We start from the raw sequence: 18,769 nt of genomic DNA, 5'->3' as shown, positions 1-18,769 counted from the left end.
ACCCTCGCGCGACATCACGCCATCGCGCTCATCGGGGGTCGAAGACCCGCAGTCCCGTGTACGTGCGGAGCGCTTCCTCGAAGACGGGGAAGTTGGCGATCCCCGACTCCCTCACCTTGGCGCGGTGCCGGCGCCGCCGACCGCGGACCAGCACATGGGTCCAGTTGTTCTCTCCGTCGTGCTCGTAGGTGACCGAGTCGATCTCGTCCCACCTCATCGGCTCACCCTCGAGCAGCAACACCTGTGGCTGGAGGGTCACGGCGCCCAGGTCGATCGACTCGCCCGCGCGTAGGCGCTCGTCGAACGTGGCGAGTCCGGCCGCGACGGCCAGCTCGCGGATGCGCGTCTCGACCTCGTCACTCACACCGGCCCGGTCCGGCCGTCCCTCGATCCCGACCTGCCCGCTCTCGAAGTACAGCACCCTGGCCCAGGGCGCGGTCTCGAGTCTCCCGCGGCGGATCATCCGGATCCCCTCCGGGTGGACGCCGACGTACTCATTGCCGCGCCACCGCACGAACAGCGCGGAGCTGACGGCCACCACCCCCATGAGCACCGGGGTGAACCAGCCCCACGCCGCTCCATCGGCGGCGGCGGGCACGAACACGATGCCGAACACCGCGACCGCCACGGCCACCACCACGCTCACCAGGGAGACGTAGCCCTCGTAGAACATCGCCGCCCCACCACTCGCGCACTCAGGGCGATCACCGGCGACGAGCGGCGCCGCTCTCACGTCTCTCCGCCACGCCCTGAGGAGCGCGGCCAGGAATCCCAGCGAGACGAGCACGAAGCCCGTCCCGACGGCGAGACCGACGAATCGCACCTGGTCCCGGTCGCTCGTGCCGAGCGTGGCCGCGTAGACGAACCCGCCGATCCCCACCAACCCCAGCCACACCGCCGAGCCGACCGAGAATCGCGTGAGGTCGCGCAGCGCCTCGGCAGGGGAGTCAGCGTCGACATCCATGCGCCACGGTAGCCGTCGGGTGTCGAGCGATGTCAAGCGACCTGAGACACCCCTCGCGACGCGCGCCGCGTCGAGCCGCTCGCGACCCACGAAATGCCAGCAGGTCAGGCCCGGGACCCGGGCCTGACCTGCGAAGACTCTTGCGCGCCTGTAGGGATTCGAACCCCAAACCTTCTGATCCGTAGATTGATGGCGAGGGGTCCGACGCCGACTCAGCACGCCTACAGCCGACGTCATGATGCTTGAAAGCAGCAGGTCAGAGCATACTCCTGGACCAGTGACGGCGTCTGGCGGGACGAGTCGCGATCGGTCGTCTTCGAGGTCGATCGGCGAGGTTAATGAGCCGTTCTTGAGCCAGGCATCCGGCGCCGCTATCTAGCGCCTGCTTGCCGGTGCACCCCTGGTGCGCACCTGGCCCAAGCATTCGACGTTATCGCTCCTTCCCAAGCACCAAACTGGGCGTCGCCCGAGCTGCGCGAGGGGGGAGTTAAACCGTGGGGACGCCCCGCTGGATCACGCTTGGATGGTAGTTCTGAGCGTGAAACCGGTGTCCCGCTGCCTCCGGTTGACTCCCGTTACCCCGGGTCCGTGCTCCCAAGGGGGGTGCACCAGCCATTGTTCAGTTGAATGAGCATCTAGCGGTGTCACTGCCACGGTAGTCGGCGACAGGCGGACCTGTCTGGTCGAAACGTCTCGCGGAGTCTCCGTCGCAGGACGGGAAGGTCGTCCTCGTCGATCTGGTTCAAGAGAAGCGCAGCCCGTTCAGCCTCACGGCCGCGGCAATGCCGCCGGCTTCTCCTCAGGTTTCGACCGGCCGACACGCTCATGGTCTGTGGGAATGGGCCTTCTCAATGGCTACAGCAAGGCTGCGACCAGATCGCTTTCGTTCGCGATAATGTCCTGTCGCATTGAGGAGGCGGCGGCGCCTCACTCAATCTGGCACATCTGACAGCCAGCCAGATCCGCGCACACCTGCAGGTCGTGTTCCCCGGCCTGGAACACCGGACGTTGACATAGGGGCAAAACTCATGCGGTGGCTCGCCCCGACAAGGGCCGAGCGGTCCGTAGATGATGACGTTCTCGGGGTCGATGGCACCGGTCTCGACGCCACGGCTGACCTCGACGATCGTCGTGGTCGCGGTGGTGGCCATGACGGGTCGAAGTTGCGGGCGGCCTTGCGGTGAACGAGTTTGCCCATTCGGTCGGACCGGTGGGCGGTGATCAGGGCGACGTCGCGGCGGATCGGCAGCTCGAGCACGTAGTCGCGTCCGTCAATCGTGCGGGTCTCCTTGCCCTCGGCCAGCAGGGTCCCGACGCCCGTGGGGGTAAACAAACCGGCAATGTCGGCAGCGCGCATACGTTTCCACGGGCGTTCCTCTGCGCCACAAGTTCGACTTCGACCTGCCCAGAGAAACACAGGTCGTGGAATACGTGCGAGTCGTGTTGGCGTGGGAACGAGCAGACGAGTTGCGGACCCCGTCCGGCCTTGAGCAGTGCAGCAGTCCGGTGTCGCCGTTGCCGGCGTTGTTGGATGTGATTGTCAGGTGGGTCGGACCGGCGCCTATCAGCGCGTCGATCAAGGTGACGGCATGCCGGCCATCCCGTAACCACCGACCAGCACGGTGTCCCCATCGCGTACGGCCGAGACCGCCGACTCCGGACTGCTATGGGTCCGGACCTGCCTGCCGAGAGGCACGGCGTCCCCGACGGTCACTGTGCGAAGTCAGCGGGCCGCCGGCCGAGGAACGCGTCGACCCCTTCGGCGAACTCGGGTCCCACCAACAAGACGAGCTGCCCGTCCCACTCCCGGCGCAGGGCGTCGTCGAGACCGCCGAGGGTCGCTGCGTTGACGGCTCGTTTCGTCATGCCGAGCGCCGCAACAGGTCCGGCAGCAATCCGGTCTGCCAGTTGGGTCACCGCGCCAGCGAGCTCTTCGGGCGGATGGGTGCTCCAGACCAGGCCCACCCTCTCAGCCTCTGACGCCGAGAGACGATCGGCCAGGAGCGCCAGCTGCAGCGCCCTGCTGCGGCCGACGGATGCCGCCACGACTGCCGTCGCCCCGCCGTCCGGCATCAGACCGATGCGAGTGAACGCCAACAGGAAGTAGGCGTCCTCACTCGCCAGGACCAGATCACAGGCCAGCGCGATCGAGACGCCTACGCCCGCCGCGGGACCGTTCAGCCCACAAATGACGATGGTCTGCATACCCGTCAGCGTCGTGACCACCTGGTTGGCTGACGCCAAGGTCGAGGTGTCCGGAGCGTCGCTCTCGCGGTGGACGTCCAGCTGCAGGTGAGCACCCGAACAGAAAGCCTTCCCAGCTCCCGTGACCACCACGACGCGCACCGTCGGGTCGGCGTCGGCCTTGGCGAGGTTCGACCGGAGCTGGTCCAGCATCACGGAGCTGACGGCATTCAGCCGCTGTGGAGCCGAGAGCTCGATCGTGACCACCCCGCCGTCCCGACGGACGGTGACTTCGTCGGCGCTCGCGGTCACGAGAGCGACCTGGCATCCGCGGAGACGAAGCTCGACAGACGATCCCGCACGACCGCCTCGGCCTCGGCGACGATCCGACCGACGAGCTCGGTCGCCGATGGGATGTCGCGGATGAGCCCCTGCACGAGGCCGACCGACCACACCCCCGCCTCGATGTCGCCCGATTCGTAAACCCCGCGCCCACGCTGCCCATTGACCAGGTGTCGCACGTCCTCGAACGAACCGCCCGCGTCGAGGATCTGGACGGCCTCGCGACTGACGGCATTCGAGGCGACCCGCGACGTGTTGCGCAGCGGACGGAAGATCAGCTCGGTGTCGAGCTCGGTCGCTTCGACGATCCTCTGCTTCACCAGAGGGTGGACCGGCGACTCCGTGGTGCACAGGAAGCGTGTGCCCATGTTGATGCCGTCGGCTCCAAGCGCGATGGCAGCAGCCAAGCCGCGTCCGTCCGCGAAGCCGCCAGAGGCGATCATCGGGATCGAGAGCTGAGCGGCGGCTGCCGGGATCAGAACGAGTCCAGGGATATCGTCCTCGCCTGGGTGGCCGGCACACTCGAAACCATCGATGCTGACGGCATCGACGCCTACGCGCTCGGCCTTCATGGCATGGCGGACGCTCGTGCACTTGTGAATGACCTTCACGCCGTGCTCGCGGAAGTACGGCATGTGGGGCTCGGGGTTGGACCCCGCGGTCTCTACGATCCGCACTCCGGACTCGACGATGGCGTCGCGGTACTCGTCATAGGGCACCGGCGTGATCGTCGGCAAGATCGTCAGGTTGACCCCGAACGGCTGGTCCGTCAGCTCTCGACACCGCGCGATCTCGTTCGTGAGCGCCTCCGGAGTCGGCTGAGTCAGGCCCGTGATGAGCCCAAGGCCCCCTCCGTTCGAGACCGCTGCGGCAAGGTCGGCGGTGCCGACCCACTGCATGCCGCCCTGGACGACGGGGTGTGTGACACCGAAGGTCTCGGTGAATCGGGTCGTCACCATCGTGGCGTCCTTGGTCCTTTCATGGAGGCGCCGGACGGCGCTGCAGAGATGTTGGTCGGTTTGCCGACGTCCCAGAAGGGGGCCATGCGGGCGGCTTCTCGGTGCGCATGAGCACGCCCGATCTGGGCGGCTCGTGGCCGCGCCGCCGGGTCGAGGGCGTTGGGTGCGACCTCTCGGTACTCAAGATCGGGTTCGACGACGAGGACCGCTTCCGACGCAAGCGGCACGAAGTCGGATGGCAGGGACGACCGCCCGAACGGTTCGAGCACCAGGACCCGGTCGTGCCCGTGGGCGAGGTCGGCGTTCGACCCCGTGCGGATGCCGCCGTCCATCAGACGCCGCCCGCCGTCGGTGACCGCGGGCCAGACTCCCGGGATCGCGCAGCTCGCCGCCACCGCGTCCACCAGCGCGAGGCCACTGGAGCGGTCGAGTTCGACCAGCGCACCCGTGGCGGCATCGACCGCGGTGATGATCAGCCGCACCGATGGCCACTCATGGTCCGGCAGGCGGCGGCGGATGATATCGAGCCGATACGCCTCGGACGGCACGCTCGACGCGAGCGCGAACTGGCCGACACGCTGTCGTGCTTCGAGGGGGTCGTTGCTCGAGGCCAGCAGCTCGTCGATCTCGTCCAGCACCGATCTCAGGTCGACCGTCGGTGGCGGCTCCGCGCCTCCGTCGGGATCGATCTGTGCGGCCAGGAGAGCATCGATGGCAACACCACTGGTGACCTGGGCCGCGACGGTCGCCCCGGCCGAAGTACCCACGACGAGATCGGCCGCGAGGGGATCGAGCCCGAGCTCGGTCATCCCGGCAAGGAATCCCGTCTCCCACGCGATGCCGGTGACACCACCCCCTCCGAGTACCAGTGCTCGGCTCGTCCGGCTTGTCGTGGATCCTCCGTGATCAGCCATCTTCAGCCGACGGCTCCGCCGATGCTGGGGACGAAGTCGAGGTCCTCGGGCTTGCCCAGGTTGTGCTCGTGAAGCGGCGTCTCCATAGCGTGGACGGCAGGGAGAACCTCCTCGGCGAACAGCTTCAGGCTCGCCTGCGCCTCGGGAGCCGGCTTGGCTCCGTGCGCCGGGTGCACGATCAGGTACTCCAGGCTGATGCTCTTCTGCAAACGCTCGATCTGGTCGAAGATCTGCTCCGGCGTGCCGACCAGGCCGGTCTGCTTCACGCGGTGCGTGCCCTTGTTCTCGTCGACCTCGGCGTCTTGCTCGAAACGGGCCGCGTATTCCTCGTACCCCTTCGTGTTGGCGAAGGACTCCGTCTTCCAGACCGCGTAGTGGTTGCGTGCCGCCCAAGTCTGCTGCGCCACGTAGCGCCAGCCCTTCTCGAGCTCCTCCTCGTCGGTCGAGCAGTGTAGGTAGAGCATCGTGGTCGGCTGGTTCGGCGCGAGGCCCTTCTGCGCGCGGATCGCGTTGAACTTCGCCACCTGCGAGATCATCTGGTCCTCGCCCTCGGCAGCCACGAACAGCTGTCCGAGACCGAGATCGGCAGCCATGTCCATCGACGCCGGCGTGTTGAAAGCGGCCTTGGCCGTCTCCATCAACCTGCCCTTGTTGCGCGCCTGCGGACGGACCTGGGTCTCGGGAATCTTGTAGATCTCCCCGTCGTACTCGAAGGACTCCTGGGAATCAGCCAGGCGGAGGATCTCGATGAGCTCGCGGAACCGGTCGCGCGACTCCTCCCGATCGATGCCGAAGCCGGCGTACTCGTGAGCGGCGACACCACGGCCGATACCCAGGTGAAGACGCCGTCCGTCCAGGAGGGTGTCCAGCATCGCGATCTCGTGGGCCAGCTTCACGGGCTGCCACCACGGAGCCACGATGACCGCGGTGCCCATGTCGATGCGCTCGGTGCGACCGGCCCAGTAGCTCAACCACTGCAGCGGGTTGGACTGCATCGAGTACGGCGACCCGTAGTGCTCGGCGCACCAGATCGAGTCATAGCCGAGGGGCTCGACCATCGCGCCCAACGCCAGGCTGTTATCGACGATGGGGATGTCGGGGTTCACCGGGGGCTTGTCGTTGTCCCCGGCCAGGACACGATCCCAGTCCCGCTGGTTGTAGCTCGTCACCATGACGCCTACCTGCATGACTCCTCCTTCGCGGCACCTGCCGCCTAATCGCCCACCTGCCAACGCAAGTAGGTCTCATCAGAAGATGTTACTTACGAACAGTCATTAGTCAACACAGCGGACGTTGCCTCGGCGACAGAGATCTCGCGCGCGACGCGGCGACGGCCTCGTCAACTGGCTGACTCAGCGTACACGCGTCTCGGCTGCCGCTGGGCGCTCCCGGACTAATGTGACCCATTGCCGCACGGCCGCAGATGCGCTTTACTAATGTTCATTAGTTACCAGCGAAGGGAGCAACAGATGAGCACCATCACTGCCCAGGCCGACGCCACTCAACTCCTCAGCGAAACCACGTTTCGCGACGCGATGGGGCACTTCGTCACCGGCGTGACCGTCGTGACGACTCTTCATAACAGCGTTCCGCTCGGCGCGACGGTGAGTGCCTTCAGCTCGTTGTCGATGGAACCGCCCATGCTTCTCGTGTGCCTGAACCGCACCTCCGAGACCGGCACCGCCATTGCCGAGGTGGGCGACTTCACGGTGAACTTCCTGAGCGACAGCCAGTCCGACCTGGCCATGCGTTTCGCCTCGCGCTCGTCGGCGAAGTTCGACGGCGTGGCCCTCGATTCGGGTCCAGGCGAGCACCCGGTGCTGGACGGTGCGCTGGGATGGGTCCGATGCAAGGTCGTCGACACGTCGTACGGCGGCACTCACCGCATCCTCATCGCCCGGGCTGTCGCGGCCTGTGTGGCCGGCGGAGAGCCGCTCACCTACTTCAAGGGCGGATTCGGAGACTTCACCCCTTGGGGCACGGCCGTGCGCGAGCGCGCCAGCGCGTGACGCGCACTCCCCCCTGATTGCCGGTGCTGGAGCACGCCGCTAGCATCGGAGGATTCGGCATCGCCTAGGGGAGACAAGGTCTTGACCACGACACTCACCGCCTCGGAAGAACGCAATCTTGCCCGGATCCTCGACGCTCGCTGCGCCCTTTCGCTCGGCGTGGTCGACATGGTCGTCCACGACCTCCGCGACGAACAAGTCGCGAGGCTGCGCGCTGTCGCCGAAGCGGCGGTACCCAACCCGGCCACGGCCGACGGCGTGATGGACCTCAGCGAGCTGACCGACACGGTGGTTCCCTTCAACGAGGTCCTGATCGGCCTCGCGGAGAACCACCTGCTGCTCGACATGCTCCGGAGCCTCAAGATCTCGGCTGCCTTCCGACAAGTTCTTCCCGACGTCGGCGCCGTCGACATCCACGCCGCATGGAGCGAGGGCCGGCTTCACATCGTGGAGGGTCTGGAGGCACGTGACCGCGACGCGACCGCCGAGGCTGTCCGCGCCTACCACGCGGACATCAAGCGTCGCTTCTTCGACCGCCACTCCGCCCATCCCGTCGACGAGCAGACGACGCCCTAGGGCGCAGGCGCACACCCCAGTAGAGTCCCCTCCATGCCTACCGCCGATCCCGAGACCCGCCGCGGGCGACCACTGGCCGGCGGCGTCGAGCAGGTCCGGGAGGGGGCCACCCGCCTCTTCGCTCGCCAGGGCTACAGCGGCACCAACATGAAGGACATCGGCCACGAGTTGGGCGTCCAGGCACCGAGTCTGTACAACTACGTCGACTCCAAGCAGCAGATCCTCGATGAAGTTGTGCTCGCGTACACCCTGGGCCTGCGCGACGCCATCGCCAGCGGCTTGTCTCTGGCCGACGACCCCGTCGAGCAGGCCCGCCGGGGCATCGAGGAGCAGTCACGATTCAAGCTCGGTCATCACGAGGCGATGGTCGTGGCCGATCGGGATGCGCTCCACCTGTCCGAGCCCGTCGCGCGGCGCCTGTCTGACTGCCACGACGAGATCCGAGAGCTCTGGTCGGGGGTGATCCGTCGCGGGATCGATCAAGGGAAGATGTCCAGCGCGGACGTCGACGTCGCGGTCGAGATCCTTGTCGACCTCGCAGGCCCCCGGCAGGTTCGAGCACTGTCAGCTCGCGAGGGCGTCTCGGAATCGAAGCTCGCGTACTGGTTCGGCGATGCCGCCGTGCAGCTGCTGACGACCGGCTAGCACCTCGACGACCGTCACCAGTCGAAGAACCCTCGTCCGGACTTGCGCCCCAGGTCGCCCCGCTCCACCTTGTCGCGCAGGATCTGGGGAGGCGTGAAGTGGTCGCCGACCTCCCGCGCGAGATGGTCGGCGATCGCTAGGCGCACGTCGAGCCCGACGACGTCGGTCGTGCGTAGCGGCCCCATGGGGTGCTTGTATCCGAGCGTCATCGCCAGATCGATGTCCTCGGCCGAGGCCACACCGCTCTCGACCATCCGCATCGCCTCGATCGCGATCGCGACTCCGAGGCGGCTCGAGGCGAATCCGGGTGAATCCGTGACGACGATCGCTGTCTTCCCCAGCGCTTCGACCCAGGCCCGGGCCCGGGTCACGAGGTCGCTCCCAGTCCTCGACCCCTGGACGATCTCGACGAGCGCGCTCGCAGGAACCGGGTTGAAGAAGTGCAGACCGAGGAACCTGCTGGGATCCGCCAGTTCCGACGCGAGGTCGTCCACGGACAGACTGCTGGTGTTGGTTGCGATGACGGCGACACTGTTCACGTGTTCCTCGACGATGCGTAGCACGTCGGCCTTGAGCGTCGGTACCTCAGGTACGGCCTCGATCACCAAGGCGGCGTCCCGGAGGGCCGCGGCATCGACCGTGACCGTCAGACGGTCCTGGACGGCCGCTGCGCCCCCCGGGGGGAACAGGCCGCGAGTCGCAGCCTGAGCAGTGCTGGACTCCACCCTCTGCCGTGCGGCGGCGGCGGCGACGGCGTCGGTCTCGATCACGCTCACGCGGCTGCCGGCGAGCAAGAACGCGTGGGCGATTCCGGCTCCCATGCGCCCGCCGCCGAAGACACCGACGTGAGGGGGAAGTACTAGGGACATGGGTTCTCCTGGACCGCGCGCAGTCATCGATCAGACGTTGGTGTTCTCGAGGACGACGGCCAGGGCCTGACCGACGCCGATGCAGATGCCAGCGACGCCCCAGCGCTCACCGGAATCACGAAGGCGGTGGGCCAGCGTTCCGAGCACCCGCGCTCCGGACGCACCAAGGGGATGGCCGAGGGCGATGGCACCACCCCTGGTGTTCACAATCTCAGGATCGATGTCCCAGGCGTCGACGCAAGCGATCGACTGCACCGCGAAGGCCTCGTTGAGCTCGACCGCACCCACCTCACCCCAACCGACACCGGCTGCCGCGAGCGCGCGGTGCGCCGCGTGCACCGGCGCGATGCCGAAGTCCTGGGGATCGACGGCGTGCACTCCTCGGCCTGCGATTCGTGCCAGCGGTGCCACACCGATCTGCTCGGCGGCCGACTCCGCGGCGATGAGCAGTGACGCGGCGCCGTCGCTCAGCGGAGAGGCATTGCCGGCGGTGATCGTCCCGTCGGGCCGGAAGGACGGCTTGAGGCCAGCCAAGGACTCGGGGGTGGTGCCGGGACGGATGCTCTCGTCCCGCTCCAGTTGTGCGCCGGGGACCGCGGCGACGAGGTCGGCGTAGAAGCCTTCGTCCCACGCGGCCGCGGCGAGTCGGTGCGAGCGCTCGGCGAAGGCGTCCTGACGCTCACGACCGATCGAGAGGCGGTCGGCGAGTAGCTCGTTGCACTCGCCGAGGCTCGCCGTCCAGGTCGCTGGCATGGTCGGGTTGACCAGGCGCCAACCCAATGTGGTGGACACCGCCTGCATGTCGCCCGGCGCGTAGGCCTTGGCGGGCTTGGGGAGCACCCACGGAGCACGGGTCATCGACTCGACGCCGCCGACGACGGCGATCTCGACGTCACCGGTCTCCACGGCTCGCGATGCCATCATCGCGGCGTCGAGGGAGGAGCCGCACAGGCGGTTGACCGTGGTCGCCGGGACGCTGGTCGGGAGCCCCGCCAGGAGCACCGCCATGCGGCCGACGTTGCGGTTCTCCTCGCCAGCGCCGTTCGCGTTGCCCCAGTAGACGTCGCTGATGAGGGCCGGGTCCAGGTCGGGAGCCTTCGCGACCAAGGAGGTGAGGGTCGCGGCGGCGAGGTCGTCGGGACGGATTCCGGCCAGCCCTCCGCCGAACCGGCCGAACGGCGTCCGGGAGGCGGCGTACAGATGCGCAGAGGTCATGCGGGGTCCGCCGGGCGGCGCGAGAGGAGCAAGGCGAAGGTGCCTCTCTGGAGGACGTCGCCACTGGCATCGACGAGACGGACGTCGAACTCGACGATGCCTCGGTCGCTCTTCGTGCGGGATGCCCGGTGTGAGGTCACCTCGTACTCGACGTGAATCGTCTCTCCGAAGGCGACGGGTGCCAGGAAGTTCCAGTCCTTCACGCCCAGGAAGGCGATCGATGAACGGTCGAACTGTCCGGTCCGCGGCCACATCAGGCCGAGGGCGAACGTCAGTCCGACCAGGCCGTGGGCGACGCGGGTACCGAAGGGCGTCTGCCGTGCGAACTCCTCGCTGGTGTGCAGCGGGAACCGGTCACCGGTCAGACCGGCGAAGTTGACGACGTCTGCCTCGGTGATGGTGCGCGACGTCGTCATCCATGACGTCCCGACCGGGACGTCGTCGAAATACAGGTCGGCAGAAGAATCGGGCGAGCTCACGAGTAGAAGGTCTCGCTGTCGGGCTGGCGACGCTCTCCGAAAGCCTCGCTGAGCTCGTGGGCCTCCCGCGTCTGGAGGTATAGCGTGAGGTGTTGGTCGTGGGCCATCCTCGCCTGCCCCGAGACTCCGTTGTGGCGGGCCGAGAACGCACCCTTCATGCCACCGATCGCCATCGGGCTGCGGGTGGCGAGGTCCTGAGCGACCTCGAGCGCCCGGGCACGGAGCTGGTCGGCGGGCACCACCTCGTTGACGAGGCCCATCTCCAGGGCACGGTCGGCGGTGTACTTGCGGTTCAGGAACCACATCTCCTTGGCACGCTTGCGCCCGATCGTGTCCTCCAGGTACCAGCTGCCGTATCCGGCATCGAAGCTGCCGACAGAGGGGCCGACCTGGCGGAACACGGCGTTGTCGGAGGCGATCGTCAGGTCGCACACTGTGTGGAGTACGTTCCCCCCGCCGACGGCGAAGCCGTTGACGGCGGCGATCACGGCCTTGGGGATCGTGTCGATGGCCTGGTAGACGTCCACGATCGGCAGGACCTGGGACTGGTCGAGTGATGTGATCGGGTCGTGCTCCCCGCCGATGCAGAAGAACTTGTCGCCCGCGCCGGTCAGGATCGCCACCCGAAGGGTCGGGTCGACCCGGAACTCCTGAAGGGCGCGGAAGATCTCCAGGCAGGTCTGATGACGCAGCTTGTTGCCGGCGTCCAGACGGTTGATCGTGACGGTGAAGACGGGACCGTCTCGGTCCACCAGGATGTCGTCGTATGTGGTCATGCGTCGTCCTTCCGGGGGGCGTGTGTGCGAAATCCGTGGCCGGTCTTGTTCCCGAGGTGACCAGCAGCCACCATGCGACGCAACAGCGGTGGGGGTGCGTAACGGGCGTCGCCCGTTGCCGCGTGCAGAGCCGAGGTGCCCTGCAGGTGTACGTCGAGCCCTGCGGCGTCGAGCATCTCCAGCGGGCCGACCTTGTAGCCGAGACCGAGCTTCAGGGCCAGATCCAGGTCGTCGGCGCTCGCGAGCTCGTCGTCGAGCGCTTGGATGACGTCGTTCAGATACGGGAACTGCATCGAGCTCACCAGAAATCCCGGGCTGTCCTTCACGACGACCGCCTCCTTCTCATCGAGCGAGGCTACGAAGGCGACGAGAGCGTCGACCACGTCGTCGCGCGTCGCCAGACCACGGATCACCTCGACGGTCCGATGGTGGGGTACCGGGTTGAAGAAGTGCAGGCCCGCGATGCGGCCCGGGTTGGGGAGTGCCGCAGCAAGCTCCGTGATGGACTGCGCCGTGGTCGCGGTGGCGATCACCACTTCGTCACCGACCAGGTCTGCGACATCTGCCAGGACTGCCTTCTTGACGTCGAGGTCCTCAGACACAGCTTCGATGACGAGCTCGGTCGTCGCGACCTGAGCCAGGTCGATCGATGCCACGATCCTGCGCAGGATCGCCTTTCGGTCCGCGGCCGTGCCGTCAGGCAGGAGGTCCTCGCACAGGGACTCGGCAGCAGCTCGGCCGCGATCGACTCGATCCTGGTCGGCCTCGACCACGACGACCGACCGGCCCGAGGCGGCCAGGACCACGGCGATTCCGGTGCCCATGGTGCCGAAGCCGATCAGGCCAACCTGGGTGATCTGGTCCATGTCATGTCCCTTCACGATCCGAACAGCTTCGTGTCGCCGTACTCGTAAAATCCGCGGCCCGTCTTGCGACCGAGGTCGCCCGACGCGACCATGCGGTCGACCATCGGCGGCGGGAAGAAGCGCGGGTCGCGTAGCTGTTCGTACAGACGCGTCGCGACCTGCTGGTGGATGTCCATGCCGACGATGTCGAGCAGACGGAACGGTCCCATCGGGTGACCGACCGACCCGAGGACGGCTGCGTCGATGGTCTCGACCGATCCCAGGCCCGCTTCCAGCGCGTTGATGCAGCTGTTCTCCCACGGGATGAGGAAGCGGTTGACGATGAACCCTGGACGGTCCTTCGTGATGACCGAGGTCTTGCCCAGCGAGGTCATGAACTCGAGGGTGGCCTCGGTGGCCCAGGAAGCCGTGTGCCTCCCGTTGGCGACCTCGACGAGCTTCATGAGCGGCGCCGGGTTGCAGTAGTGGGTCCCGACCACCCGCTCCGGGAGACGAGACCCGGAGGCGACGCCCGTGACCGAGAGGGTCGAGGTGTTGGTGTGGAACAGGGTCCGGTCCGAGACCACGTCGTCGAGGTGCCCGAACACGTCCTTCTTCAGCGCGAGGTCCTCCCAGACGGCCTCCACCACGACGTCACTCGCGGCGAGGTCGGCGAGGTGGGTCGTGCCGACGAGCAGTGCCTTCGCCTCTGCGGCCTGGGTCTCAGTCAGTTTGCCGAGTCGTGCGCTGTTGTCGAGGAAACCATTGACCGTCTCGATGCCCCGCACGAGGCCGTCCTCGGAGACGTCGAAGAGGATGGTCCGGTGGCCGGCACGGACCATGACGGTCGCGATGCCCGACCCCATGGTCCCTGCACCGAGGACGGCGACGGTGCGCTGCAGCCCGCTCATCGCGGGTGCTCCGATGCGTCCGCTCGATCAGTCATCGCGTGTCTCCATCGTTCGTGGTCCGTCGGCTCGAAGGTCGGTGGGGCGCGCTCATGGCACGTCTGCCCGGAACTGCGGTGGTCGGCGTGAGAGGAACGCGTCCACACCTTCGCGGGACTCGTCGTCCGCGATCGCCAGGGCGGCGAGGCCCGACTCGAGGGCGAGCGCGGCGTCCAGAGCCGCGTCCTGTCCCTCGCGCACTGCTCGCAGGATCGATCGCACGGCGCGGGGCCCCTGCCGGGCGATGGATCGTGCCACCTCCAGGGCTGACGGGAGGAGGTCGTCCGGCGCCACGGGAGGAAGGGGACTCAGTCCGAGCTGGTGGGCGCGGTCGGCCGAGAGACGACCGCCGGTCAGCATGAGCTGGGTCGCGGCCTGCCGTCCGATGAGCCGCGGAAGGCGCTGGGTCCCTCCGTACCCGGGGATCAGACCCAGGCTGGCCTCGGGCAGTCCCATCGACGCCTCCGAGGAGAGGATCGCGAAGGTAGAGGACAGGATCAGCTCGAATCCCCCGCCCAGCGCCAACCCGTTGACAGCGCAGATGACGGGGATGTCCGCGCGTTCGATCTGACGGAATGCAGCTTGCCCCGCACGCATGTACGCCTCGGCCGCATCGGGCGTCAGCTCAGCGATCTCGCCCAGGTCGGCACCCGCGCAGAAGGCCTTGCGTCCTGACCCGGTGATCACAACAACTCGGCAGCCGTCGTCCGCGGCGCACGCACTGACGACCTGCCGCAGTGCGTCGATCACCCCCGCGTTGAGGGCGTTGTGAGCCTGCGGCCGGTTGATCGTCACCAGGGTGACGAAGCCGTCGCGCTCGACCACGAGCTCGCCTTCGTGTCGCTCGTCCTTCGAGTCGGACTCGATCGTGTTCATGACGCTTCCTCCCTGGCCGTGACAGCTGGCACGAGGGCACGCGCCTCCTCAGGTGAGTAGCCGAGCTCGATCAGCACCCGTTCGGTGTCGGCCCCCAGATCGGGGAAACGTTCGTTGCGCGGTTCCGGCGCCGAAGCGAGCCGGAACGGGCTCCGCACCGTGACCAGGGACCCACCCGTTCCGGGCACGTCCATCAGGGCACAACGAGCGACCACCTGGGGGTCCGCGACGACCTCCGAGAGCGACTGGACCATCGCGGCGGGAACGTTGACGGACTCCATCACGCTGAGCCACTCGGCTGCCGTTCGCTGGGCCAGGACCTCGGCGATCCGGGCTGTGATGCGCGGACGTTGCTCACGCCTGCCGGCATTGTCGCGAAGCTCCGGCTCCGCACCGAGGTCGGCCAGCCCCGTGGCTCCGCAGAATCGCTGCCACATCATGTCGTTCCCGATCGCGATTACGATGACGCGGTCTGCCGTCTGGAACGGTTGGTAGACCGCCAGGACGGAGTCGGTCCCCCCGCTCGGCGCCGGCTCGGGTTCCCCGGCGTGGAACGCTCCGATTCGAGGAGCCATCATCGCAAGGTCGGTGTCCAACAGCGAGACGTCGATGATCTCACCGCGCCCGTGTCGGGCCTGTCGGACGAGTGCTGCGTTGATCGCGATCGCGGCGCACATCCCCGTCACCACGTCCGACAGTGCGGTGGAGACCCGCTGCGGGGAGCGACCGGATTCGCCCGTCACCGACATCAGTCCGGACCTCGCCTGGGCCACGAGGTCATAGCCCGGCAGATGGCTGTCGGGGCCGTCGAGGCCGAAGCCCGACATCGCGCAGTACACCAGTCGGGGGTGACGGTCCAGCAACGATGCGCCGTCGATCCCCAGTCGCTGCAGCTTGGCCGGATTCATGTTCTGCAGGAACACGTCCGCGGAGGCGACCAGGCGCAGGAGCGCCTCGCGTCCAGCCGGGTCGCGCAGGTCGAGCACGACCGACGACTTGTTGCGGTTGGCCGTGGCAAACCACGCGGACGTGCCGTCAATGAAGGGGGGACCCCATCCGCGGGAGTCGTCGCCTCCGCCAGGCTTCTCCACCTTAATGACGGTAGCCCCGAGGTCCGCGAGGTACATCGAGGCCGTTGGACCGGCATAGGAGGTGGTGACGTCCACGACCCGCACACCCTCCAACGGACGGTCGCTGTTCGGTCGTGCACTCATCTCGCATCTCCTGCCTTTGCCGCGCAGGCAACCGCGGACCGGTGCCAAGCTCCTGGGCCCGCTCCGGAACGTCGGCGGGCTCGCGGACAGAACCTATCCTACTACTTTAGACAGGTGAAGTGAAGTCCAACATTAGGCAGCAGGTGGAAGTGGCTATGCGTCTGAGCTTGCGGAAATGTGCTTGCGCAGATAGGTCAGGTGCTCGACGATCGCCTTCTCGCCGGCGTCCCCGTTGCCTTTCGCGATCGCTCGCAGGATCGCCTGATGCTGTTTGACGGTCGTGCGTCCGACATCGGGTGAGAGGTCCAGGTAGTGCACGGGCTCGGTGACGTGGTGGAGAGCTGCGACGAGTGCTGCCAGGACCCGGTTTCCCGACGCCGTGGCGATCAGGGTGTGGAACTGGCGATCGAGGTCGGCGACGTCGGGATCGTCGACCGATGCCGACTTCTGCCGGTCGACGATCGCGGTCAGCTCGGCGAGCTGTTCGTCGGACCGGTGCGCGGCGGCGAGCCTCACCGAGGGCACCTCGAGCTGCTGGCGCACGTCCGCGACCTCGTCGAACTCGATGTTGCCGAGGGCCATGAGGTTGTCGACCGCGCCGATCACGGCAGCGCCGATCGACTGATAGTCGACCGACTGCACGAAGTTGCCGCCCCGCGCGCCGGGAACCTTGGTGATGAGGTGCTGGGAGGTCAGGACACGCAGTGCCTCGCGCAGGGTTGTTCGACTGACGTTGAACTGGCGCGCGAGCTCAACCTCTGGAGGAAGCAGCTCACCGCTCTTGAGCTCGCCCGAGAGGATGGCTTGCCTGATCGTTTCCTCGACCTGCTGCCGAGGCCGCATGACCTTCTGACCGATGACCTTGGGCGGGCCGGGGTCGCCAGCGTTGATCGTCATGCCTCTCCATCCTCCGACCGCGACTGTCTAAGGTCGGATGTCAAACATCAGCGTTAGCATCGGAGCCTAACATCGGATCGGCCGTCGGTTCCGCTCAAAAGACCGTCTGCCCGCCGTCGACGGTCACGATCTCGCCCGTCATGAAGTCCGATGCGGGGCCCGCGAGGAGGACCACCCACGGCGCCATCTCGTCAGGTCGCCCCATTCTCCGGGCCGGGATGGTCCGCAGGATCCTGTCGTTGAACTCTTCGTCGGCCATCGCCACGGCGCTCATGTCTGTCTCGGTGTAGCCTGGCGCCAGGGCGTTGACCTGGATGTCGTGGCGCGCCCACTCTACCGCCAGCGACCGCGTGAACCCGACCACACCAGCCTTCGACGCCGAGTACGCCGCATGCCACGGGTAACCCTTTAGGGCGTAGTTCGAGGCGATGTTGATGACCTTGCCGCCGCCGCCGCGTGCGATGAAATGTCGCCCTGCGGCCCTGCAGCCCAGGAACACGCCTCGCAGGTTGGTGTCGACGATCGAGTCCCACTCCTCGAGGGTCAGGTCGACCAGCGGTCGCGTCACGATCACACCGGAGTTGTTGACCATGATGTCGACCTGACCGAAGTGGTCGACCGACTCCGCGATCAGGCCGTCGACCGACGCCTCATCCGTCACGTCCGTCGGGCGTGCCCACGCCTCGATCCCCAGGGTCTTGGCCTCGTGGACCACCGCCTCGAGATCTGCGCGCTTGCGGGACGCCACGACCACGCGGGCCCCTTCGGCACCCAGGGCGAGCGCAAAGGCTTTGCCTAGTCCCCGCCCGCCGCCGGTTACGACAGCTACCTTGTCCCGCACGCTGTCACCCATGGAAACCGCCTCAGATTCGTTCGATGATGGTCACGTTGGCAAGGCCGCCGCCCTCGCACATGCTCTGCAGACCGAATCGGACGTCGCGGCGCTCCATCTCGTTCAGCAGGTCGATCATGATCCGGGTTCCGGATGCACCCAACGGGTGGCCGAGTGCGATCGCGCCACCGTTGACGTTCAGGCGCGCCGGGTCGGCATCCAGCTCGTCGAGCCACGCCAGCGCCACCGAGGCGAACGCCTCGTTGATCTCGAACAGATCGATGTCGTCCATCGCCAGGCCACTGGCCGCCAAGGCGTGCCTCGTGGCCGAGATCGGCCCAGTCAGCATCAGGACCGGATCGTCTCCGCGTGCGGTCAGCTGGTGGACCCGGGCGCGCGGCGTCAAGCCGTACCTGTCCACCGCCTCCTGCGACGCGACGAGCATCGCCGAGGCTCCGTCGGAGATTTGGCTGGCGACTGCGGCGGTGAGGCGACCCCCCGGGCGCAGAAGCTTCAGACTCGAGAGCTTCTCCGCTGAGCTGTCTCGGCGCGGACCCTCGTCGCTTGCCACCTCGCCGACCGGCACGATCTGGGCATCGAACCGTCCGGCGTCGACCGCGTCGACCGCTCGCCGATGGCTCTCGAGCGCAAACTCCTCCATCCGTTCGCGCGAGATGTCCCACTTCTCGGCGATGAGGTCCGCCGCTCGTATCTGGTTGATCTCCTCGTGGCCGTAACGCTTCTCCCAGCCCACTGATCCAGTGAAGGGGTCCGCGACGGTGTCGGTGCTCCAGCTGGCTGAGATCGGCACTCGGCTCATCGTCTGGACCCCGCCGGCGACGACGAGATGCTGCGTGCCGCTCATGACCGCCTGGGCCGCGAAGTGCACTGCCTGCTGGGACGATCCGCACTGGCGGTCGATCGTGACGCCCGGCACCGTCTCCGGAAGACCAGCCGTCAACCAACTGGTCCGCGCGATGTTGCCCGCCTGCATGCCGATCTGGTCGAGGCAGCCGAAGATGACGTCGTCCACCCGTGCCGGATCGATCCCGACGCGGTCCACGAGGGCGCCCAGCACCGTCGCTCCGAGATCTGCCGTGTGCACCTCTGCGAGTCCGCCGTTGCGACGTCCGACCGGGGTCCGGACACCATCGACGAGATAGGCCTCTGCCATGCGTTGCTCCTACGGTTGGTCGCGCGGGGCCCGCGCGACGGTGGACGGGCTG

Annotated in this window: 21 protein-coding genes; 3 read left to right on the top strand and 18 right to left on the bottom strand. The window is 67.3% G+C overall.

The annotated features are described in order from the left end of the window. Nucleotides 1-28: 28 nt before the first annotated feature. The 7 genes from KVF89_RS02095 to KVF89_RS02065 all read right to left on the bottom strand — a co-directional run bounded on the left by KVF89_RS02095 (nt 29) and on the right by KVF89_RS02065 (nt 6,550). The gene (locus KVF89_RS02095) at nt 29-964 is read right to left on the bottom strand and encodes a hypothetical protein (protein WP_257422923.1); all 936 of its coding nucleotides are present in this window, start codon (nt 962-964) and stop codon (nt 29-31) included. A 931-nt stretch (nt 965-1,895) separates the two neighbouring features. Continuing rightward, a complete protein-coding gene (locus tag KVF89_RS02090; RefSeq protein ID WP_257422921.1) occupies nt 1,896-2,321 on the bottom strand; it encodes a CoA-transferase in 426 nt (141 codons plus the stop codon). A gap of 219 nt (nt 2,322-2,540) precedes the next feature. Then, nucleotides 2,541-2,660 (bottom strand): CoA-transferase, encoded by a 120-nt coding sequence (locus tag KVF89_RS30325; RefSeq protein ID WP_257423012.1) that lies wholly within the window; start codon nt 2,658-2,660, stop codon nt 2,541-2,543. Nucleotides 2,661-2,674: 14 nt separating this feature from the next. Next, entirely contained in the window at nt 2,675-3,460 is a 786-nt protein-coding gene (locus KVF89_RS02080) for an enoyl-CoA hydratase-related protein (RefSeq protein WP_257422920.1), read from the bottom strand. Continuing rightward, on the bottom strand, nt 3,457-4,449 hold the full coding sequence (locus KVF89_RS02075; protein WP_257422918.1) for an NAD(P)H-dependent flavin oxidoreductase: 993 nt from the start codon (nt 4,447-4,449) through the stop codon (nt 3,457-3,459). The genes KVF89_RS02080 and KVF89_RS02075 overlap by 4 nt, the downstream gene beginning before the upstream one ends. Then, on the bottom strand, nt 4,443-5,363 hold the full coding sequence (locus KVF89_RS02070; protein ID WP_257422916.1) for a patatin-like phospholipase family protein: 921 nt from the start codon (nt 5,361-5,363) through the stop codon (nt 4,443-4,445). Before KVF89_RS02070 ends, KVF89_RS02075 begins: the two co-directional genes overlap by 7 nt. A 2-nt stretch (nt 5,364-5,365) precedes the next feature. After that, the gene (locus tag KVF89_RS02065; RefSeq protein WP_257422915.1) at nt 5,366-6,550 is read right to left on the bottom strand and encodes an LLM class flavin-dependent oxidoreductase; all 1,185 of its coding nucleotides are present in this window, start codon (nt 6,548-6,550) and stop codon (nt 5,366-5,368) included. A 282-nt stretch (nt 6,551-6,832) separates the two neighbouring features. Between KVF89_RS02065 and KVF89_RS02060 the strand changes: the two genes are divergently transcribed. The 3 genes from KVF89_RS02060 (at nt 6,833) to KVF89_RS02050 (ending at nt 8,593) form a co-directional block, all read left to right on the top strand. After that, complete coding sequence (locus tag KVF89_RS02060) at nt 6,833-7,372, top strand: flavin reductase family protein (protein WP_257422914.1); 540 nt, start codon at nt 6,833-6,835, stop codon at nt 7,370-7,372. 81 nt (nt 7,373-7,453) lie between these two features. Next, nucleotides 7,454-7,948 carry an FCD domain-containing protein gene (locus KVF89_RS02055; protein WP_257422912.1) on the top strand — a complete coding sequence of 165 codons (495 nt, stop codon included), beginning with the start codon at nt 7,454-7,456 and terminating at the stop codon, nt 7,946-7,948. A 33-nt stretch (nt 7,949-7,981) separates the two neighbouring features. Continuing rightward, a complete protein-coding gene (locus KVF89_RS02050) occupies nt 7,982-8,593 on the top strand; it encodes a TetR/AcrR family transcriptional regulator (RefSeq protein WP_257422911.1) in 612 nt (203 codons plus the stop codon). Between the two features lie 14 nt (nt 8,594-8,607). Here the strand turns inward: KVF89_RS02050 and KVF89_RS02045 are convergent, their stop codons facing one another. From KVF89_RS02045 to KVF89_RS01995, 11 genes are all read right to left on the bottom strand, one after another. Next, complete coding sequence (locus KVF89_RS02045; RefSeq protein ID WP_257422909.1) at nt 8,608-9,462, bottom strand: 3-hydroxyacyl-CoA dehydrogenase family protein; 855 nt, start codon at nt 9,460-9,462, stop codon at nt 8,608-8,610. Between the two features lie 30 nt (nt 9,463-9,492). Then, nucleotides 9,493-10,677: a thiolase family protein gene (locus KVF89_RS02040; protein WP_257422906.1), complete on the bottom strand. Its 1,185-nt coding sequence runs from the start codon at nt 10,675-10,677 to the stop codon at nt 9,493-9,495. Continuing rightward, the gene (locus tag KVF89_RS02035; RefSeq protein WP_257422904.1) at nt 10,674-11,093 is read right to left on the bottom strand and encodes a MaoC/PaaZ C-terminal domain-containing protein; all 420 of its coding nucleotides are present in this window, start codon (nt 11,091-11,093) and stop codon (nt 10,674-10,676) included. Before KVF89_RS02035 ends, KVF89_RS02040 begins: the two co-directional genes overlap by 4 nt. 59 nt (nt 11,094-11,152) lie before the next feature. Further along, complete coding sequence (locus KVF89_RS02030; protein WP_257422902.1) at nt 11,153-11,932, bottom strand: enoyl-CoA hydratase-related protein; 780 nt, start codon at nt 11,930-11,932, stop codon at nt 11,153-11,155. After that, nucleotides 11,929-12,798, bottom strand: a complete 870-nt coding sequence (locus tag KVF89_RS02025; RefSeq protein ID WP_257422900.1) for a 3-hydroxyacyl-CoA dehydrogenase family protein — start codon at nt 12,796-12,798, stop codon at nt 11,929-11,931. The genes KVF89_RS02030 and KVF89_RS02025 overlap by 4 nt, the downstream gene beginning before the upstream one ends. 11 nt (nt 12,799-12,809) lie before the next feature. Further along, entirely contained in the window at nt 12,810-13,688 is an 879-nt protein-coding gene (locus KVF89_RS02020; protein WP_257422898.1) for a 3-hydroxyacyl-CoA dehydrogenase family protein, read from the bottom strand. Between the two features lie 87 nt (nt 13,689-13,775). Then, a complete protein-coding gene (locus KVF89_RS02015; protein ID WP_257422896.1) occupies nt 13,776-14,600 on the bottom strand; it encodes an enoyl-CoA hydratase/isomerase family protein in 825 nt (274 codons plus the stop codon). Next, nucleotides 14,597-15,814: a CaiB/BaiF CoA transferase family protein gene (locus tag KVF89_RS02010; RefSeq protein ID WP_257423010.1), complete on the bottom strand. Its 1,218-nt coding sequence runs from the start codon at nt 15,812-15,814 to the stop codon at nt 14,597-14,599. Before KVF89_RS02010 ends, KVF89_RS02015 begins: the two co-directional genes overlap by 4 nt. Nucleotides 15,815-15,967: 153 nt before the next feature. Then, nucleotides 15,968-16,711: a FadR/GntR family transcriptional regulator gene (locus tag KVF89_RS02005; protein ID WP_257422895.1), complete on the bottom strand. Its 744-nt coding sequence runs from the start codon at nt 16,709-16,711 to the stop codon at nt 15,968-15,970. Nucleotides 16,712-16,805: 94 nt separating this feature from the next. Next, the gene (locus KVF89_RS02000) at nt 16,806-17,564 is read right to left on the bottom strand and encodes an SDR family NAD(P)-dependent oxidoreductase (protein ID WP_257422893.1); all 759 of its coding nucleotides are present in this window, start codon (nt 17,562-17,564) and stop codon (nt 16,806-16,808) included. A 10-nt stretch (nt 17,565-17,574) separates the two neighbouring features. Beyond that, nucleotides 17,575-18,717 carry an acetyl-CoA C-acetyltransferase gene (locus tag KVF89_RS01995; RefSeq protein WP_257422891.1) on the bottom strand — a complete coding sequence of 381 codons (1,143 nt, stop codon included), beginning with the start codon at nt 18,715-18,717 and terminating at the stop codon, nt 17,575-17,577. Between the last annotated feature and the right edge of the window lie 52 nt (nt 18,718-18,769).

The organism is Nocardioides carbamazepini, from assembly GCF_024614185.1.
Classification (GTDB): domain Bacteria; phylum Actinomycetota; class Actinomycetes; order Propionibacteriales; family Nocardioidaceae; genus Nocardioides; species Nocardioides carbamazepini.
Note: the sequence above shows the minus strand (reverse complement) of the source record. Positions and strands in the feature narration are given on the sequence as shown.

What these genes read in the sequence shown, in the direction of transcription:
- KVF89_RS02065 (WP_257422915.1), bottom strand. Translation starts at nt 6,550, where the DNA reads ATGCAGGTAGGCGTCATGGTGACGAGCTACAACCAGCGGGACTGGGAT.
- KVF89_RS02075 (WP_257422918.1), bottom strand. Translation starts at nt 4,449, where the DNA reads ATGGTGACGACCCGATTCACCGAGACCTTCGGTGTCACACACCCCGTC.
- KVF89_RS02095 (WP_257422923.1), bottom strand. Translation starts at nt 964, where the DNA reads ATGGATGTCGACGCTGACTCCCCTGCCGAGGCGCTGCGCGACCTCACG.
- KVF89_RS02060 (WP_257422914.1), top strand. Translation starts at nt 6,833, where the DNA reads ATGAGCACCATCACTGCCCAGGCCGACGCCACTCAACTCCTCAGCGAA.
- KVF89_RS02025 (WP_257422900.1), bottom strand. Translation starts at nt 12,798, where the DNA reads ATGGACCAGATCACCCAGGTTGGCCTGATCGGCTTCGGCACCATGGGC.
- KVF89_RS02000 (WP_257422893.1), bottom strand. Translation starts at nt 17,564, where the DNA reads ATGGGTGACAGCGTGCGGGACAAGGTAGCTGTCGTAACCGGCGGCGGG.
- KVF89_RS02015 (WP_257422896.1), bottom strand. Translation starts at nt 14,600, where the DNA reads ATGAACACGATCGAGTCCGACTCGAAGGACGAGCGACACGAAGGCGAG.
- KVF89_RS02045 (WP_257422909.1), bottom strand. Translation starts at nt 9,462, where the DNA reads ATGTCCCTAGTACTTCCCCCTCACGTCGGTGTCTTCGGCGGCGGGCGC.
- KVF89_RS01995 (WP_257422891.1), bottom strand. Translation starts at nt 18,717, where the DNA reads ATGGCAGAGGCCTATCTCGTCGATGGTGTCCGGACCCCGGTCGGACGT.
- KVF89_RS02005 (WP_257422895.1), bottom strand. Translation starts at nt 16,711, where the DNA reads ATGACGATCAACGCTGGCGACCCCGGCCCGCCCAAGGTCATCGGTCAG.
- KVF89_RS02020 (WP_257422898.1), bottom strand. Translation starts at nt 13,688, where the DNA reads ATGAGCGGGCTGCAGCGCACCGTCGCCGTCCTCGGTGCAGGGACCATG.
- KVF89_RS02070 (WP_257422916.1), bottom strand. Translation starts at nt 5,363, where the DNA reads ATGGCTGATCACGGAGGATCCACGACAAGCCGGACGAGCCGAGCACTG.
- KVF89_RS02035 (WP_257422904.1), bottom strand. Translation starts at nt 11,093, where the DNA reads ATGACGACGTCGCGCACCATCACCGAGGCAGACGTCGTCAACTTCGCC.
- KVF89_RS02030 (WP_257422902.1), bottom strand. Translation starts at nt 11,932, where the DNA reads ATGACCACATACGACGACATCCTGGTGGACCGAGACGGTCCCGTCTTC.
- KVF89_RS02010 (WP_257423010.1), bottom strand. Translation starts at nt 15,814, where the DNA reads ATGAGTGCACGACCGAACAGCGACCGTCCGTTGGAGGGTGTGCGGGTC.
- KVF89_RS02050 (WP_257422911.1), top strand. Translation starts at nt 7,982, where the DNA reads ATGCCTACCGCCGATCCCGAGACCCGCCGCGGGCGACCACTGGCCGGC.
- KVF89_RS02090 (WP_257422921.1), bottom strand. Translation starts at nt 2,321, where the DNA reads ATGCGCGCTGCCGACATTGCCGGTTTGTTTACCCCCACGGGCGTCGGG.
- KVF89_RS02040 (WP_257422906.1), bottom strand. Translation starts at nt 10,677, where the DNA reads ATGACCTCTGCGCATCTGTACGCCGCCTCCCGGACGCCGTTCGGCCGG.